We start from the raw sequence: 16903 nt of genomic DNA on the forward strand, positions 1-16903 counted from the left end.
TCCACCTTGGCGCCCTGAGCCAGGGTGGAGCGCCCTACCGGACGAACGACCTTGGCGCCCTGAGCCAGGTCGGCTCGGCTCTGTCTGGGTCGACGGTGGACGGGATGGCACCCCTCATCCCAGAAGCCCGAGCGCCCTCGCCGGAGGCAATCTTGAATGCCCGTGCCACCGCGAGATGGCAAACTGCGTCGGTGCGCGACAAACAGATGACTCGGCCGGACGTTGCGGTGTGGATCTTTCACGCCGAGACAGCGCGCTTCGCGTCTGGAGTCTTCGCATCGCGTGCGGATGGACTCGCCTGGGTGGCGCAGCACCGCCTCACCGGCATTCTCAGCGAGTACCCCGTCGGCGAAGGTTGCTACGACTGGGCGATAGCGCGACGACGCTTCACGCCGAGCAAGCCCCACCACGGCACGCCCAGTCATGTCGGCGGATTCTCTCCAGGCCTGGATCACGTCCACGTCGTCGACGGCGCAGTGGATTAGAGAGCCGGCTTCGGGTGCGGACCGCCGCGCCGGCCGATGCCGGCCGAAGGCCGCCAGCAGGCCGAGCGCGAGCGGTCACGGTGCGCCGCGCTTGCGCGGCGCCTTGATTCAGAAAAGATGAATTCGGCAGTAGTGCTACCTCGAACCAGTCCTCGAACCAAAGCGCGAGCGACACGCGGTTTAGGAATGGAGGTGTATCCCAATGCCTACACCCATCCCGACCAGCGCAGGCGCACAGCGTCCGGATCCCATCGTGCAAGATCATTGCAACTACTCTGCACGGCCGCCGAACTTGCCATGCCCTCTCGCTTGTAAGTTCTGTGCGCGCCGCCTGGTGCGGCACCTCGATGTCCGTGACCGCGGACGGTAGTCCGCCGTCAGCCCGCACTGACCGCCCTCGTCCAGCCCGGTTGCTGTTCAGAGGCGGCTCCAACACCGCTGGATGATCAGCTATCTTGCCCGACCTGTCGCCGCCCACCCGCCTAGCTATATCGTCCAGTCATGAGCATTCCATCGGTCCCCGGCTTCATTGATCCACTTCAAGGGAACACCTTGGCTGACGTATGGACAAGACCCGATGGGAACTATCCCGAGGAATTGTGGCCAGTCGACGATCTCCGTACAGTAACGAGAAACCCGAACGGCTGGCTCGTCATTGATGAGCACTTCTTCACCAATGAGAAGCACGGCGGCAGAGGATGCGTTCTGGTCGATGCCGACGATGCTGCTATTGCATTGCAAGGAACTTCATGGATTGGGAGAGATCTCGGAAGAACCGCAGTTTGGGACGATGGCGGTTTCGAAAGCGGGCTGACATCGTCCGAACGCGAAGCTAATTTAGCATTTTTTGGCCAGGCGCGCAGAGCTAGCGGGTCTTCGATGCCGACGGTTGAGATCACGTTCCCGTTTCTTTGGTACTGGGATGCATTCCCCGTAAGCAACGGATATAGATACCTCAACGAGGCGGGCAGGGAGCAAGACCTCGTTCGCTGGGAATGTACGGCGGATAGCTGGAAGGTTGAAGTTAGAGCGCTAGAGCTACGTCAGTTTTTGGCAGCCTGCGGAAAGGCTGCCGTGATTCAGGTTGACATTGTTCCCAAAGTAGCATCTCCGAAGTTCGATCGTGTGGATTCAAGTTTTAGTGATGTATGGGCTCATTTTGATATTCACATCTTGCATCAAACAGCTATGGGGGATCGTCCAGCCTACTCCCGCCTGTTGGGGCAGTACCTCATTACCGGCCTCCGGAATTCGCGTGCGCCTCGCTTCGAATCTCGCGGGAAGGATCGCGAGTATCCGACCTTTATCTACGGGCTCGACTCAGAGACTGGCGAGCCACTCACACACACATGCGATCCCGATCAGCTTGGAACATATTTCGACAAGGACGGTACGCGACTTCACTATCTAACGCCTGTTTACTTCAAACGTGAGGTACTACAGCCTTACGCAGCAGAGCCAGGCCGATACCGACTTTCGCCCGCGCGGCTATCGTGCCTGGATTTATGGGGAATCGATATTTCGTTCAATAGCGCCGGGCTGGTCGAGGTCTATCTCGGCGACCTGGGGCGAGATTTGCCATCGGATGAATGGGGGCACTGGAGGACCTATAACGTTCCTCCAGAAGGCACCATGGATGAAGGTCGTTTCCGACGAGACTTCCTCGCCCAATGGGCTAGTTCAAAGGATGTTGTGGGCGACCTTCGTCGCGCACGGCAACGCGCAGCGGATGCTTCTGCCGAACTACTCGGCGCTCCTATTTGGAAGCCACTCGCAGACGACGTACAAGCCGAGTTCGAGTCGCTTATCGGACCCCTGACCGATGACCCGTCAGCCTTGGGACAACCCCTTCTTCTGTTAACCAAAGTCCTTGCAGACGGCATTGATCCCGCACCCCTGAAGGCTCACCTTTCGACCTACGAGAAAGGCGAACAGTCTCTTCGCCTCCTTCAGAGATACACACAGCAACTCGGTGACGAATCCGATGTGACGGCAATTTTGCGAGACCTTCAAGGCTTTCGGTCAAGGGGTGGAATTGCGCATCTCGCTGGATCCGGAAAAGCCAAGGCTGCAGCAGCGCTTGAGATAACAGATCTTTCTAACGTGGAGGCCTTCGAATCCGTGGTGGCGCGTGCGACCGCTTGCCTCGAAGCGATCACAAGCCTGATTCGGGATCAGCTCGCGAAAGGATCGAAAGCCAACAGCGACTGAGTCGTCCTGCCTGCTGATTCTGCGACGCCGCAGGATAGACCGACTGCCATCCCGTCACCCTCGACCCGCCTTCCGGGGAGCGGGCCTCCGCCGGCGCCCGCCGCGTCAAGACGGCCTTGACGCTAGGCACCCAGGCCGGTGGGCGCCGGCGGGGGTCTGCTCGGCTTGCCCGGGGCCGCGGGTGACGGGTAGGCGGCCATCCCGGAGCCGGAGCGCCCCCGCCGGAGGCGCAGTGACCCGCAACTGCGCATCCAGTCCGCCGCGCGCTACGGCCTGACGCGGGCAGCTCGTCCGCGTCAGTCATTCCGGGCCGGTCGGCTGCTGCCACACGCCTCAACCCCGTCGCCAGTCGTCGCTGCGGCCCGTGGTTGTCCGTACTTCACGCCAGCCGACGGGCGTTGGCATGGCCGCCGCCGCCCGGTTCCAGGCGGCGGTCATGACGCCCTGGTCGGCGGCGTGAGCGGCCCGTTTAGGGCCGCCTTGAGAGACGTACAGGAAGTTTGAACCGACCCGCACAGGTGCAACAAGTTCCGACTCCGGGCGGCGAGGCCGCTACGGCTGCCGCATTGAAAGTCATCGACCGAATCGCCCCGGCGGCTGGCGGCTAAACTCGGCTCCATGATCCGTGCGGTGGTGTTTGACGTCGGTGAGTGTCTGGTCAATGAGGCGAGGGAGTACGGCACCTGGGCGGACTGGCTCGGGGTGCCTCGTCACACCTTCTCCGCAGTCTTCGGAGCGGTGATTGCGCGAGGTCAGGACTACCGCGAGACATTCCAGGTGTTCCGGCCCGGCTTCGATCTGAACGAGGAGCGGGAGAAGCGGGCGGCTGCGGGCAAGCCAGAGTGGTTCGGTGAGGAAGACCTCTACTCGGACGTACGTCCGGCGTTGACCGCCCTGCGGGGAGCTGGCCTCTGGGTGGGGATCGCGGGCAATCAGACGGTGCGGGCCGGCGGACTGCTGCGTTCGATGGATCTCCCCACTGACATGGTCGCGACCTCGGATGACTGGGGTGTCTCGAAGCCGGACACTGGCTTCTTCGACGCCGTGGCGAAGGAAACTCCGTACGGGCCGGCGGAGACGTTGTACGTGGGTGACCGGCTGGACAACGACATCCGGCCCGCAGTCGCGGCGGGCTTCAAGACGGCGTTGATCCTTCGGGGTCCGTGGGCGACCATCCAGCAGACCGATCCGGAGGCAGACCGGTTGACGACGATGCGGATCGCGTCGCTGGCCGAGCTGCCCGAGCGGATCGCGGCGTTCAACGACGAAGCGCGCTGAGGGTGGTCTGCCAGCCGTAGAGCCGGTCGTCGAGCTGGCGGACGCATTCGGTGTCGGCCCATGGCTGTAAGCCTTGGCGGACTTCCCGGATGCGTTCCATGCCGGTGGCGTACCAGGTGATGCCGAGCTGGTCGAGCGCTGCCTGAGCGTGGGCGCAGGCCTCGTCGGGGTGCTTGCGGGCGACCTCGACGGCGGCCAGGTCGCCGAGGATGACGCTGCGCTGTTTGCCCTCGTCGGCGGGCAGCGCTTCCAGGGCCGCGGTGAGGGTGTCGTGGGCCTGGGCGTAGCGGCCCGCCTTGAGCTGGGTGTTGCCCTTGAACGCGGCCAGCCGGACCGGGGAGAACCAGGTGAACCACTCGGGTGAGCGGTGTTCGCTGCCGGTGGTGAGGATGTCCTCGGCGTGCGCGATGGCACGCAGGGCGTCCTTCGGGTGTCCGCAGCGGGTGTCGCACTCGGCCTCGACGGCGTCGATCCATGCGACGAACTCAGCAGAGGCCGGGCCGCGGCGGGCATAGGTTCGGGCGGCCCGGAGGCGTTCGGCGGCCTCGTCGCGGTGCTGCGCCCAGCCGGGGATGAACGCGGCGTGCGCAAGGATCGCCGCGCCCAGGAGCGGATCGTTAGCTTCGCCGGCGGCTTGCAAAGCGCGCACGTAGGTGGCGTCGGCCTCGTCGGGCTGGCGCAGGTCGAAGAACTCGATACGTCCGGCGAGCAGCAACGATTCGGCCAGGGCGGTGGCGAGTAGACGACGGGCGACGCCGGTCGTCTCTGCGAGCAGGTGCAGGCCGAGTCGCGTGTGTTCAGCAACCGTGGGGTGCAGGTGCGCGGGCTGAACGCTCCAGTAGAGCCGGCGGTGCGCGACCGTGATGGTGGTGTAGTCGGCTCCGATGGTGGGCGGCTGCACTGCGGCGGTCGGCTGCGGCAGGGGAAGGCCGGCAGGGACCGCAGACGGAGCGGGCTGCGCGTTAGAGGGTGCTTGGCTGGCTGCCGGTTCGGAGTTCTGCCACGGGGCAGTGAAGCCGAGCTGCTCGATCGGCATCTGCAACGCGTGAACGAGAAGCCGCTGGTGGTCGGCTCGTGGCCAGGGCGGCGCCGGTGACTCCCACCTGCGGATCTGGCGCACGCTGACTTCCATCGCGCCGAGGCCGATGCGCGGGGCAGCTTGAGTGAGTGCATTAGCGAACGCCTGCTGAGAGGCATAGCCGGCGTGCTGGCGGGCGGCCTTGAGCCGGGTGTTGCCGGATGATTGAGTCACGCGCTGTGCCTCCTCGGGTGGGATCAACTCCTCACCACGGTAGAACAGAGTGGTTCTCATGCAGGACTCTGCTTCGGGAATTTGGCACTTGTGACCTTGAAAAGTCCTCTCTAAGTCCTCTTGACGGCCTTCTTGTCTTATGTGGAGTCGGTCACTCTCGTGGCATGAGTGACAACGGGGCTGCGTCGACTACCTCACGAGCGGACGAAGACGCGGTCTCCTTCCGCGGTGGTGGTCTCGGGATGTCCCCGCCCACCGAGCCATGCCCGCGTTGCGAGGGCAGGGGGTGGAAGGTCGTGACCGCCTTCCGCGTGGTCCCGGTCGCCGAGCGGCCTGTCGCCGTGGCCCAGGGCGGCTGCCTCGACTGCGTCGGCACCGGAGAGATTGCGGCTCAGCCGTCCGGTTGTCGCTCATGAATCAACGGGTCCGCGCGGCGACAGGGGCCTTCCCCATGACGCCGTTGATCCGTCCAGCCGGCACCGGGGCGGACGCTGCGTAGCCAGCCGTTCTCCCCGAACTTCGGGCGGTAATCGCCGTCCGCCTCGGTGCCCCTCACCACCCAGGGAGTGGCCTCACATGAGCGGACTCGGATCTCACGACTACTGCAACTCAGCGCGGTATCCCCTGTCCGAGTCGGCGCGAAGTCTGGTGTGGCGGCTCGCTTGCCAGCTGCTCACCGACCATCCGCGTGGCGCAGACGGCTTCTGCCTGACATGCCGACCGCGCCGCAGGTACCCGTGTACGACCCGCCGCCTCGCGATCGTCGGTCTGGTCACGGCAAGCCGGCGGCGCCTCCAAGGTCGGATGACAACAACCGGGGCCGGTAACGAGGCGTCCCGATCGTGCGGTCTGCGATGAGCGCCACGCAGCGACCGGCCCCGCTGGTCCAGGTCGGCGATCTGATCGAGATACCCGAGGCCGACTACTGCTACGGCCTCGGCGTACTAACGATGCGCATAACGGCCATGACCGTCACGCCGCAGGAAGTCCCACGCTTGGAGTGGGTTCGCCTGATCGGCGTACCCCTCTACAACTACGGCCAGGAAGGCCCCGAGCGCGAGGCGCTGGTCCGGGTGGCAGCCCTGCGTCAGCACCCTCCGAAGCGGTGACAGGTCCGGCCCGGCTCGACAATACGGCCGGCCACCACCTAGCCTCTTGCTAAGACAAGTAGTCGTCTCTTCAACTATGCGGGCAGGTGGGCCGGGTGCCGATCGAGGTCACTCCACCGAAATACATCACCATCATCAACGCGATCCAGCAGCGGATCCAGGACGGCACCTACGCGATCGGCAGCACGCTGCCCAGCGAATCGCAGCTGGTCCAAGAGTTCAGCGTCTCTCGCCCTACCGTCGTCCGGGCGATGGAGATCCTTCGCCAGCAAGGCTGGGTCGACGCCCAGCACGGCAAAGGACGAACCGTGCGCGACCGGCCCGCCACCGAATCACGCGCCCTCCCCGCGCACACCACCGCCCTCTTGAACGCCACGGAGGTCGGTGACGTCACCATCCTGCAAGCCGGCGAGGTCGCCGCCCCGCCTCGCGCGGCGGCGGCATTGCGACTCCCGGAAGGCGCGGCCGTCATCGCCCGGCGGCGTCTCATGCGCGTCGCCGGTGTCGGCCCTGTCGAGCTGTCCACGGTTTACGTGCCTACCGCGCTGGCCACCGATTCAGACGTTGCTGCGCAGGAGCCCTTGACCGGCGGCGTCCTGTCACACCTGGCCGACCGGGCGGGCGTCACCTTGGATCACGTTGTCGAGCGGGTTTCTGCACGCATCGCGACACCCGAAGAGGCAAGGCTCCTTGAGCTACCCGAGCGAGACGCCCTGCTCACGCTCCTGCTGACCGTGTGCGACTCAGCCGGCGTACCGCTCCTCGCCGTCGACATCTTGATCCCGTCCAGCCGGCACGAGCTAGAGGACGTCTTCCCTCTCGGCTGAGGTAGACAGACCGCGGTAACGCACGTGGTGATCAACATTGGACTCAAGTCTGGCAATGGGCATCATCGATGCATGGGAGACACCAGCGCCTACACAGTTTTGAGTCGCCTCAACGAGATGCCCTATGCGACAGCCCCTCTGAACCATGAAGCATCGGAGCGTATGCGGCTGCTGCTTGGAGCCCTCTACGCGCTCGAAGCAGCCGGCTGGGTCGATGACACCGCGGGCCGTTCCGTCGCCGGCGGTTGCGAGTTCTGTGACTCCACCTCGGGACAGCCGCACCGAGCGCTGCCCTGTGCCGCGGTGCGTCATCACCGGCTCCCAGCGCCTGAGATGGCGGTCAGGGAGGGTAGGGGTCCTTCTCGGTGAGGGTGAATACTCCCGCCATCACGTTCGGTGACCGCTGGCAGGCCGCCGAGCACTACTAACCGCATGCCAGAAACACCGTTCGCGTTACGGACCCGGAGCCTTGGCCGGCATGCGGCTCGTCCGCGTCACCGCCGGTATGGATGGCCTGTTTGTGATGACGCTGACCATGAAGGATTGGGCCCTGTGCGAACTGCGTGGCCGCGGCATCTGACCGGCCGAAGGAGGGGCTCCGACGGCTGCGATTGCCGCAGGTCGGGTGTGGCCCTGCCGACTGAGTCTGTGGACCTAACTGCCGAGTAGGAGGCACAGATGAGACGACTGGGAACCTTGGTGACAGCGTGCATGGTGGCGGTTGGAGTGATGCTGACGATGGCGTCAGTGGCGGGCGCTGCTCCTGCACCGCAGGTAGCGTGGGCGGTGGCTCGTGCTGCCAGCGTGAACGCTGCCGAATATCCCGAGCCGCCGTACATGGACTTCAACGCGTCCCCTGAGCCCGTCCGCAAAGGCGGAAAGGTGACTCTGAAGGCACGCGCCTCCGATGGCTGGGAGGGGTCCGCGCCGGTACGGATCCGGTTCTACTTCCGGCCTGCCGGAAGTTCGCACTTCGGGTATAAAGGCTCGGCACAGTCCCGGTGCCGCGCCTACTGCGAAAGCTCCGACATCGCTGTGTTCGACGCAAGGAAGACGTTCGTGCAGCGGAAGACCGGGACTTGGAAGGCCACGGCCAAGGTCCGGTACTGGCGTGAGGACGGCTGGCACACGAAGATCGTCCGCGCGTACGACACCGTGAAGGTGCGGTCCTGACCACCGCTGGATGAACGGCGGCGCACGGGGACCTCATGGGCGATGCAGAACGTTCGGCGACCCTGACCTAGCCCGGAGGTCCTCACCCACCTCAAGATCTAAAGCGCGTCACCAACGTCCACGGACAGACGCCTAGATCTCGTTGCTTCTCCCAAGATTGCGGTCGTTCTACCCAGGAGTGACCTGGATCACTCAATAACTCGACAATACGAGTTACGGGTCGATCTACCCCTGAAGCATCTTGATAAGACGAGTTGACGTCTTACCTAGATGCTGGAGTAGTCGATGATCCCCAGCTCGATCAAGATCCCGGTTCCGTGGGAGTACGTCGCGCCGCACGGTGCGCTGTGCCTGGGCGTGGAGCCAGCGACCGACTTCGACAGGCGCGGCCAGGACGACGATCAGTTGCGCGACAAAGAGACCGGCGAGCGCGTGTGGCTCGTCAAGGTTCTCGACCTGGACCCGGAGGCGGGCAAGTTCGGCGCGTCGAAGGAACTCAAGGTCAAGGTCGTCGCCGCTCACCAGCCCGTGCCGCCCACGTCGACTGTGCCGGGCTATCCGCCGCTGGTGGAGTTCACCGACGTGACGCTCACGCCGTACGTGGACTCGCAGAAGTGCAAGGGCAACGGCGCGAAGTGCCGGGCGCGGCAGGCGTGGTCGGTCCGCGCGTCCGCGATGACGGAACCGCAGCAGGCGGCGAAGCCGAAGGCCGCGTGAGCCTTCGAAGCGCGTCAGGGGCGGGATTCCTCCGGCAAGAGACTTCCCCGCCCCCGGCGCTCAACCGCAACCCTCGAACAGGAAGGGCTGAGATGCCCACGGTAAACGACGCTGCCCGCATCACCACGTCGAGCCGCGCGGTCTGGCGTACCTGCGGCGGCTGCGGCCTGCTCTCCGCATTGCCGCCCGACGCCGACAAGTGCCCCAGCTGCGACCGGCCCAGCAGCGCGGATGCGCAGCCTGTGCCGGACGTGTGGGAGGTCGCTCATCGGTATGCCGAGACCATGGGCCGGATCCAGGCCTGGGCCGACATGCTCCACGCGAGCGACGCCGAACGTCTCGACAACATCCGCCGGTTCCTCGCTGACCTCGACCGGTTCAATGCCGCACGCAGCAAGGGGGCCGGGGGATGCCGCTGATCAACGTGATCCGGGGGGAGGCGGTCCCGACCGCGCCGTTCACGGTGCGGACGCCGGTGCTGCGGCTGCCGATCTGGCTTCTCGTGCTGTGGCAGACGGTCAAGGCCCTGTACTGGCTGGCCGCGGCGTACGTGCGGTTCTGGTACGTGACCCTGCCGGCCACCCTGCTGACCTGGCTGTATCTCCGGTTCGACTGGCAGGGGCCGGTCTCATTGGCCGGCGGTGTGGCGGCCGTTGGGGCGGCGTGGTGGTTCGGACATCGGCCGTCGTGTCTGCGGTTCGGCTGCTATCCGGTGCTGGCCCGGTGGCGGCGGTTCGTGTACCGGCGGCGCTGGACTGCGGCGATGGTCACCGCGAAACTCGCCGTCTCCTACGACGGGCAGACGATCATTCCGGTGCTCAAGCGGGTGCGGTGCCGGGCCGGGTCCGACGTCGTGGTCGTGCGGATGGTGACCGGGCAGATCCCCGACGACTTCGCCAAGGCCTCCGAACGGCTCGCGCACACCTTCGGGGTCCGGCAAGTCAAAGCCATCGCTGGTGACGCGTTCGGCACCGTGGTCCTGGTCCTGCTGCGCGGCGACACTCTCCACAGTGTTGTGGCGCCCCCGGCCGTGACCGCTGCTCCGGACTTCACGGCCCTCACTCTCGGCGTCCGGGAGGACGGGGCGCCGTATGAGCTGCGGCTGTTCGGCACTCAAATCCTCATCGTCGGGGCGACCGGATCCGGCAAGGGCTCGGTCATCTGGTCCCTGGTGCGCTCGCTCGCCGGCGGTGTCGGATCGGGGCTGGTGCAGCTCTGGGGGCTGGACCCGAAGGGTGGCATGGAGTTGGGTATCGGCCGGCCGATGTTCGCCCGGTTCGCCTCGCGGGACTTCGCCGAGATGGCGCAGATGATCGAACAGGCGGCCTCGACGGCGCAGGACCGGGCCGCCCGGCTGGCCGGCGCGACCCGCCAGCACACCCCCACTCTGGCTGATCCGCTGATCGTCCTGGTGATCGACGAGCTGGCGAACCTGACCGCCTACCTGACCGAACGGCAGCTCAAGGACCGGATCAAGGCGGCGCTCGGCATCGTGCTGACCCAGGGCCGGGCGGTCGGCGTGCACGTGGTCGCCGCGATCCAGGACCCGCGTAAGGAAGTCCTGCCCGCGCGCGGGCTGTTCCCGACCCGGATCGGGCTGCGGCTCTCTGAGCCGGCCGAGGTGGACATGGTCCTCGGCGACGGGATGCGCGACCGTGGTGCCCTGTGCGACCGCATCCCGCAGACCCAACCAGGTGTCGGCTACGTGGCGCTGGAGGGCGATCCGACGCCGATGCGGGTCCGGTTCTCGTTCCTCGAAGACGACCACATCCGCGACATGGCCCACACGTACGGGCGGCTGCGGGTCATCGACGGCGAGGCCACCGGTGGTGGTGCGGCATGACCGGGCGCGCCGATCGGCTTGAGTCCGTGGTCCTGGTCGTCATCGTCGTGACCGTGGCGGCCTCGGCCGGGTGGGCGTCGTTCACCCACGTGCACGACTGGACCATGCGCCACGCCCCTACCGGGACACCGGACGCGTTCGGCTGGGTCAACGCCGTCATCAGTGAGCTGGTGCCGGTCGCGGCGTTCCTCGTAATCCGGCGGCGGCGCCGGGCCGGTGACCCGATCGGCTACCCCCTCACCCTGCTCATCGCGGCAGCGACGCTGTCGCTGGCCGCGCAACTCGCCGTCGCGCAGCCCAGCGCGTCCGGGTGGCTGCTCTCGGCTGTGCCCGCGCTGGCGTTCATGGCCTTGGTCAAGCTCGTGCTCTCCACGCCGGTCACCGCTCACCCGGCGGCCGGTCACCCGGTGGCCGGCGCGCCGCTGGCCGTCGACACCGCCGCTGCTCCGGTCGCCGACCACCCGGCCGTGAGCATCCGCCTTCCGGAACCGGCACCTCGACCGACGGCGGTCGTCCCGGTCCCCGCCGGAGCGTTCACCCGACTCAACGGCACCCCTGCCGGCTCGGAGGCCACCCGATGACCGCACCCACCCTGCCGCTGCCGATGCCCGTCCCGGCCGCCGATCCTTCCCGGCCGGGCTCGCGGGCCGCACGCCTCGCCCTACCTCGGTCTGTCGATGCGCTCAAGAACCTCGCAGTCGAACACGGCGTCTGTATCCGACCAATCGCGTTGCGTCGCACTGATCTGACGACCGGGCGACGGAACTGATCGACCTGCCCTGCGGGGCCACGCTGGAAGCCAAGTGCCCGCCCTGCGCGAAGCGGGCACGCCACTACCGGCAGGTGCAGATCCGCGAGGGCTGGCACCGTACCGACGAACCGCTTGCGCCGCCGGCCGCCGCGACCGATGACCAGAAGACGTTGATCTCGCTGCGGGCGCACTTCGAGTTCTATCGGGCTCAGGCCGAGCGCAACGCCGAGTGGGACCAGATCGCGGAGCTGGATGAGGCCATTATGGAGGTGGAGGAAGCCATCGCGGCCGAAGGGCTGCGGGGCCGCGTCGCGCCACCGCATCACGGCGTTGAGGACGCTGAGGACGACCAGCCGCGCCGGGTGCGGTCGACTCGTCGGCGGCAGGGCGTCCCGGATCTGCCCCGGCAGAAGGTCCAGGCGCGCACTGTCGGGCGTACCTATGCGGGCCGTGACGGCAGCACGCACCAGCCGTCGATGTGGTTGACCTTGACCCTCGACACCTACGGCCCGGTGCATTCCATCCCGGCTGGCCGGCCGTGTGCCTGCCGCCGCCGGCACACCGACGACGACCCGCTGTTGGGTACGCCGGTCGACCCGTCGCGCTACGACTACCGGCGCGCGGCCTGGGACGCCGTGCACTTCCCTCGGCTGCTCGACCGCTACTGGCAGAACCTACGGCGGGCGGTCGGCTGGAACGTGCAGTACGCCGGCTGCGTGGAGCCGCAACGGCGGCTGGCTCCGCACGCGCACTTCGCCATCCGGGGGACCATTCCGCGCGCAGTGCTGGAACAGGTCGCTGTGGCGACGTACCACCAGGTGTGGTGGCCGTCCACGGCGACGCCGCGCTATCCGTTCGATCGGCCGCCGGTCTTCGACGCCGAGGCGGATGCGTGGGTCGACCCGGACAACCGATCGTCGCTGCCCGACTGGGATGAGGCCCTGGACGCCATCGATGACGACCCGGACGCCGAGCCGGCGCATCTCGCCCGGTTCGGCCCGCAGGTCAAGGCCAAGGGTGTCGACTCCGGCGCCCAGGACGTGAGCCGCACGATCGGCTACATCACCAAATACGTCACCAAGTCCGCGGCTGACTGCCACGCCATCACCAGCGACCCGCAACGCGACCACGCCGACCGGCTCTGGCACCAGCTCCGGGTCACGCCCTGTTCGGATCGCTGCGCCAACTGGCTGCTCTACGGCGTGCAGCCCAAGAAGGCCCACGGACGGCTGCGTCCGGGCTACTGCAAGGGCCGGGTGCACCAGAAGACCACGCTGGGCATCGGCGGCCGGCGCGTGCTGGTGTCGCGGAACTGGTCCGGCAAGACCCTGGCCGACCACCGCGCCGACGCGCACGCCTGGGTCAAAGCGCTGCTTGGCTTCTCGGACACCGCCGAGGAAGCGCCGCCGGCCGACCACCAGGCGGTCAAGCCGTCGCCGATCGCCTGGGAACTCGCCCGACCTGGGGACGTCGACCTGCCACCGCTGGAATACCGCCTCCTGCGGCTCGTCTCCCAGCGCATCCAGCGCCGCTCGCAACTCATCGCCGCTCGGCAACGCGACGGCACTGATCCACCCGCCGATGTTTCGGCAACCGGTTTGGCGGCCCCTGTACGAGAGGAGATCCACGTATGACGAAGCGGTTGTGGTCGGTGTCCGACCTCTCCGAGTACCTCGGCATCCCGGTCGGCACCCTCTACCAATGGCGTCACCGGGGGCAGGGGCCGCGTGCCCGCAAGGTGGGTCGCCACCTGCGCTATGACCCGTCCGATGTGCAGTCGTGGCTGGATGAGGCGGCGTAGTCATGTGCGCAAAGAAGCGGCCTGATGGCAAGTGGCGCGCCCGCTACCGCGACGCGGCGGGCAAGGAGCACGCGCGGCACTTCGACCGCAAGGTGGACGCCGACCGATGGCTGGCCTCGGTCAAGACCGCGCAGGCTCGCGGCGAGTGGGTCGATCCGGCGCTGGCGCGGGTCACGGTAGGGGAGTGGGGTGCTCGGTGGCTCGGCGACCAGGTGCAGCTCAAGCCGTCCACCCGGCAGCGATACGAGGGACTGTTGCGCAACCAGATCCTTCCGGTCTGGGAACGCGTCGCCCTTTCGGCAGTGACGCACGCGGACATCGGGGCCTGGGTGCGCCGGTTGGCTGAGGCCGACCTCGCACCCTCCACCATCCGGCAGGCGCACCGCGTGTTCTCGATGGTCCTGACCCTGGCAGTCAAAGACGGTCGGCTGGCTCGGAACGTCGCGGCCGGGGTGAAGCTGCCCCGTGTCAGCCGTGCGGAGAAGATCTTCCTGACGCACGGCCAGGTCCGCATGCTCGCCAACGCTGCGGAGCCGCACGGGTTGATCATCCGAGTGCTGGCGTACACCGGTTTGCGCTGGGGCGAGCTGGCCGCGCTGCGCGCACATCGGGTCGACCTCGTGCGCCGCCGGCTGCTGATCGCGGAGTCGGTCACCGAGGTCAACGGCGTGGCGGTGTTCGGGACGCCGAAGTCTCACCAGCGGCGATCCGTACCCGTGCCGCGCTTCCTGGTCGAACCGATCGCGGCGCACCTCGCCGGCCGGAAGCCGGAAGATCTGGTCTTCCCCTCGCCGGGAGGTGGGGTGCTGCGCAACACGAACTTCCGTCGTCGCGTCTTCGATCACGCGGCGGAAGCCGTAGGGCTCCCGGACCTTACGCCGCACGAACTCCGGCACACGGCGGCGAGCCTGGCCGTGGCGGAGGGTGCCAACGTAAAGGCTGTTCAGCGGATGCTCGGCCACGCCTCCGCGGCGATGACGCTGGACGTCTATGCGGACCTCTTCGAGGACGACTTGGACCAGGTCGCGGACCGTCTCGACGAGGCAGCGACCCGCGAGGATGCGGACCAGATGCGGACCGGGGACACCGGTCCGGCCCTCGACGCGGTCCGGCCGAAGCGCCGGAAACATCCCTGACCTGCATGCGAAGAGAAGCGCGCCCGGCAGGATTCGAACCTGCGACCGACGGATTAGAAGTCCGTTGCTCTATCCGCTGAGCTACGGGCGCCTGACCGGCCCACAGGGTGGGCTGGCCTGCACATACTAGAGTTTCGCCGCCGCCCGGTCGAGCGGGATGTCAGTGAGTCGTCGCGCCCGCTTTGTCCTCCGGGGCGGGCGGCACCGAGACCTCCGGCGTGCCCTTCGGCGGGACGAACGCGTCCACCCATCTGCCCAGTTCGCGGAACACCTCGGTGCGGACATCCTTGCCGGACAGGGTGAGGTCGTGCAGCCCGCCGTCGAAGCGGGTGATCATCACCCGCGGGCCCAGGCAGGGGGCCCAGCGCACGATGTGTTCCACGTCCAGGACCGCGTCGGAGACCCGGACCTCCTCGGCCCAGTCGCGGCCGCGGAAGGTCCGCGTGGAGCAGGCTACGAGCACGGGCGCGTCGATGGTCAGGCCCGCGCGCAGGCGGGCCTGGCCGCGCCTGATCGCTTCGAGCCATCCCGTACGCACGGGAAAGCCTTCCAGCGGCTTCCATGCCAGGTCATACGTCCACTCGCCACGGTAGTCGCTGTGCAGACTCTGCCCGTACAGGCCGAGCGTGCTCAGTGGCAGCGCCCGGTAGGGATTCCGGCCGGCCCGGCCGACGATCTTCATCAGTGGCCTGCGGAGCAGCCACGGCACGTTGAAGTCGAAGAACGGGCTGTTCAGGAACAGGCCGTCGACGAGGCCCTGGCCGCTCCTCGAGTGTGCCCACAGCGACGTGACCAGGCCCCCGGTGGAGTGCCCGGCGACCAGCAACTGGTCGTGGCCGTCCACCTCCCGGATGATCCGGACCGCCTCGTCCAGTTCCGGGTAGTAGTCGGTGAGGCTGCGGCAGAAGTTGGGCGTCTGGTGATCGAGCAGGCTGCGACCGTATTTGCGCAGGTCGAGCGCGTAGAAGTCCCAGCCTCGCTCGACGAAGAAGTCGGCCATGTGGGTCTGGAAGAAGTAGTCCACGAATCCGTGCACGTAAAGCACCGCGCGGCGCGACGGGGTTTCCCCGCGGCGTCGGACGAGGGTCGCGATGACTGCGCCCTCGTCGTCGGTGCCTAGATCGATGGTGTGTCGCTCGTACGGCAGGCCCAGGACGTCGGTCTCCACGCCGTTAGGTTACCCACGCGTAGGGTTCTTGGCGCTATACCAAACCCGACCGATCTTCAGCCGTTATCCACATTCTCCCTCCATCCACAGGCCAGAACGGCTTTCGAAGCGGACATCGGGGCATTCACTGCACGCTGCTTCCCAGATTCCCCACGTCGAAGGAGAAGCAGTGTTCGAGACGAACGTCGTTGTTGTCGGGAATGTGCTCACCGCGCCGGAGTGGCGGCGCACCACCAGCACCAACACCCTGGTCGCCAACTTCCGGGTGGCGTCGACCGCCCGCCGGTTGGACCGGGAGAGCGGCCGCTGGGTCGACGGCAACCAATTCCGCGTACGGGTCAACTGCTGGCGCCGCCTCGCCGAGGGGGTGGCGTCCTCGGTCACGGTCGGCGACCCGGTCGTCGTGGCGGGACGCCTCTTCACCCGCGACTGGACCGACGCCGAGGGCAACCTGCGCACCACGTACGAGATGGAGGCGGTGTCGGTCGGCCACGACCTGGCCCGCGGGCGCGGCCGCTTCCTGCGTAACAAGCCCGCCGCCGCGACGAGCACGGTGGAGACGGTGGAGGCGGAGGGGCAGATCCGCGGCGAGGCGACGGCGCTGGTCTCCGACGAGGAGGCTCCCACCGTGTACGGCGACGGCGTCCTCGACGGCGACGAGCCGACGTTCGAGGAGGTCCCGTCGGTCGCGGGCCTGCGTGGCGGCACCCTCGAGCCGTTCGACACCGACCTGACGATGCCGCAGGTTGCGGAGCCCGGCTCCCCGGCCGAGCCCGATGCTTCGGCCTCCTCGGCCGAGCCCGGTGTTTCGGCGGAGCCGGGCGCCTCCGGTGAGTCCAGTTCGCCGGGGGCGCCCGGTCGTTCCGGGGAGCCCGAGACGGAGATCTCGGGCGAGGGCGGCGGGCGTCGCACCGCCCGCGGTCGCGGCGGCCGGCGGCAGCCCGTGCCCGCCTGATGTTTTGTGAGCTGCCGTCGCTGCGGGACCGGCATCCCCCGTTGGGTTCCGCGGCGGCGGCGCAAGACCGGCCCTCCCTTCCATCCACCCGGCCGACACACCGTCGCGCGGCGCCGACCTCCGCGGCCGCCACCGCACGGGAGGTCGGGCGGTGCGCACCGGTCCCGGTGCGGATGGCCGAGGGCCGGCCGGCCGAT

Annotated in this window: 15 protein-coding genes, 1 tRNA gene and 1 pseudogene; 14 read left to right on the forward strand and 3 right to left on the reverse strand. The window is 67.5% G+C overall.

What is annotated here, in order from left to right:
* Positions 1 to 191: 191 nt before the first annotated feature.
* From AB0F10_RS36620 to AB0F10_RS36630, 3 genes are all read left to right on the forward strand, one after another.
* The gene (locus tag AB0F10_RS36620; RefSeq protein ID WP_360636110.1) at positions 192 to 485 is read left to right on the forward strand and encodes a hypothetical protein; all 294 of its coding nucleotides are present in this window, start codon (positions 192 to 194) and stop codon (positions 483 to 485) included.
* 501 nt (positions 486 to 986) lie between these two features.
* Positions 987 to 2696 (forward strand): hypothetical protein, encoded by a 1710-nt coding sequence (locus AB0F10_RS36625; protein ID WP_360636113.1) that lies wholly within the window; start codon positions 987 to 989, stop codon positions 2694 to 2696.
* Positions 2697 to 3314: 618 nt separating this feature from the next.
* A complete protein-coding gene (locus AB0F10_RS36630; RefSeq protein ID WP_360636116.1) occupies positions 3315 to 3974 on the forward strand; it encodes an HAD family hydrolase in 660 nt (219 codons plus the stop codon).
* On the opposite strand, the gene AB0F10_RS36635 is transcribed toward AB0F10_RS36630, so the two are convergent.
* Positions 3955 to 5286, reverse strand: coding sequence for a hypothetical protein (locus AB0F10_RS36635; RefSeq protein ID WP_360636119.1), 1332 nt, complete (start codon positions 5284 to 5286; stop codon positions 3955 to 3957). The two genes, AB0F10_RS36630 and AB0F10_RS36635, sit on opposite strands and share 20 nt — an antisense overlap.
* 794 nt (positions 5287 to 6080) lie before the next feature.
* On the opposite strand from AB0F10_RS36635, the gene AB0F10_RS36640 reads away from it, so the two are divergent.
* From AB0F10_RS36640 to AB0F10_RS36685, 10 genes and pseudogenes are all read left to right on the forward strand, one after another.
* The gene (locus AB0F10_RS36640; protein WP_360636122.1) at positions 6081 to 6335 is read left to right on the forward strand and encodes a hypothetical protein; all 255 of its coding nucleotides are present in this window, start codon (positions 6081 to 6083) and stop codon (positions 6333 to 6335) included.
* A gap of 95 nt (positions 6336 to 6430) precedes the next feature.
* The gene (locus AB0F10_RS36645) at positions 6431 to 7162 is read left to right on the forward strand and encodes a GntR family transcriptional regulator (protein ID WP_360636125.1); all 732 of its coding nucleotides are present in this window, start codon (positions 6431 to 6433) and stop codon (positions 7160 to 7162) included.
* Between the two features lie 678 nt (positions 7163 to 7840).
* Entirely contained in the window at positions 7841 to 8335 is a 495-nt protein-coding gene (locus AB0F10_RS36650) for a hypothetical protein (RefSeq protein ID WP_360636128.1), read from the forward strand.
* A 285-nt stretch (positions 8336 to 8620) separates the two neighbouring features.
* Entirely contained in the window at positions 8621 to 9052 is a 432-nt protein-coding gene (locus tag AB0F10_RS36655; protein WP_360636131.1) for a hypothetical protein, read from the forward strand.
* Positions 9053 to 9144: 92 nt separating this feature from the next.
* Positions 9145 to 9471, forward strand: coding sequence for a hypothetical protein (locus tag AB0F10_RS36660; RefSeq protein WP_360636134.1), 327 nt, complete (start codon positions 9145 to 9147; stop codon positions 9469 to 9471).
* Positions 9462 to 10895: an FtsK/SpoIIIE domain-containing protein gene (locus tag AB0F10_RS36665; RefSeq protein WP_360636137.1), complete on the forward strand. Its 1434-nt coding sequence runs from the start codon at positions 9462 to 9464 to the stop codon at positions 10893 to 10895. Before AB0F10_RS36660 ends, AB0F10_RS36665 begins: the two co-directional genes overlap by 10 nt.
* Positions 10892 to 11476 carry a DUF2637 domain-containing protein gene (locus tag AB0F10_RS36670; protein ID WP_360636140.1) on the forward strand — a complete coding sequence of 195 codons (585 nt, stop codon included), beginning with the start codon at positions 10892 to 10894 and terminating at the stop codon, positions 11474 to 11476. The genes AB0F10_RS36665 and AB0F10_RS36670 overlap by 4 nt, the downstream gene beginning before the upstream one ends.
* Positions 11473 to 13280 (forward strand): annotated as a pseudogene (locus AB0F10_RS36675) (replication initiator). Before AB0F10_RS36670 ends, AB0F10_RS36675 begins: the two are co-directional and overlap by 4 nt.
* Positions 13277 to 13447 carry a helix-turn-helix domain-containing protein gene (locus AB0F10_RS36680; protein ID WP_360636143.1) on the forward strand — a complete coding sequence of 57 codons (171 nt, stop codon included), beginning with the start codon at positions 13277 to 13279 and terminating at the stop codon, positions 13445 to 13447. Before AB0F10_RS36675 ends, AB0F10_RS36680 begins: the two are co-directional and overlap by 4 nt.
* 2 nt (positions 13448 to 13449) lie before the next feature.
* Positions 13450 to 14583, forward strand: a complete 1134-nt coding sequence (locus AB0F10_RS36685) for a tyrosine-type recombinase/integrase (protein ID WP_360636146.1) — start codon at positions 13450 to 13452, stop codon at positions 14581 to 14583.
* Between the two features lie 18 nt (positions 14584 to 14601).
* Here the strand turns inward: AB0F10_RS36685 and AB0F10_RS36690 are convergent.
* Positions 14602 to 14674: transfer RNA gene (locus AB0F10_RS36690), tRNA-Arg, on the reverse strand.
* A gap of 69 nt (positions 14675 to 14743) precedes the next feature.
* Positions 14744 to 15751: an alpha/beta hydrolase gene (locus AB0F10_RS36695; protein WP_360636149.1), complete on the reverse strand. Its 1008-nt coding sequence runs from the start codon at positions 15749 to 15751 to the stop codon at positions 14744 to 14746.
* Between the two features lie 169 nt (positions 15752 to 15920).
* On the opposite strand from AB0F10_RS36695, the gene ssb reads away from it, so the two are divergent.
* Complete coding sequence (gene ssb, locus AB0F10_RS36700; protein WP_360636152.1) at positions 15921 to 16706, forward strand: single-stranded DNA-binding protein; 786 nt, start codon at positions 15921 to 15923, stop codon at positions 16704 to 16706.
* Positions 16707 to 16903: the final 197 nt, after the last annotated feature.

Source organism: Actinoplanes sp. NPDC026623 (assembly GCF_040638275.1).
Lineage (GTDB): Bacteria > Actinomycetota > Actinomycetes > Mycobacteriales > Micromonosporaceae > Actinoplanes.